This is a genomic window from Prevotella pectinovora (genome assembly GCF_000834015.1).
In the GTDB taxonomy this organism is placed as follows: Bacteria; Bacteroidota; Bacteroidia; order Bacteroidales; family Bacteroidaceae; genus Prevotella; species Prevotella pectinovora.
Window position 1 is genome coordinate 1 of the sequence record NZ_JXQI01000038.1, and the last position, 590, is coordinate 590.

At 41.5% G+C, this 590-nt stretch carries 1 pseudogene; it reads left to right on the top strand.

Features of this window, described 5'->3' with window-relative positions:
- Window positions 1-7: 7 nt before the first annotated feature.
- A pseudogene (locus ST42_RS05005) lies at window positions 8-477 on the top strand (transposase); the annotation flags it as partial.
- Between the last annotated feature and the right edge of the window lie 113 nt (window positions 478-590).

Genomic DNA, 590 nt, shown 5'->3' on the forward strand with positions numbered 1-590 from the left:
ATTTAATATGACTACCGATTACAAAGTTACAGAATTATTTTGTATTATAGACGAGTTTTGCAAACATTTTGATGCAGAAAATGCAGGAAATTTGCTGGAAGACAATATCGGAGTGAAGCGTAGACGGCGTGCAGCATCGTTGTCCGACAGTGAAATCATGACGATTCTGTTGTATTTCCATTTCGGTACATTCCGCAATTTCAAGCACTACTACCTGTTCTTTATTAAGGGTACGATGAAGTCTTATTTTCCGAAAGCCGTGTCGTACAACCGCTTTTGGAGTTGGAAAGCCGCGTGTTCTTCCAGCTCATGTTCTTCCTTAATCTGGGAGCTTTCGGAAGATGTACCGGCATAACATTCGTTGATTCCACGATGATACCCGTATGCCATAATCTCAGGAGATATGCCAATAAGGTATTCAAGGGAATTGCCACTGACGGAAAAGGAACTATGGGTTGGTGTCGTCATGAATATAAATCGTGGCAAGGCTTTTATGATTTGCGGTATGGGGGCTCTATTGTCTTGGATTTCTTTGCTTGCATAAGTTCCATCATTGCTGCATATCGCTTTTCCGTCAGTTGGATATTGCT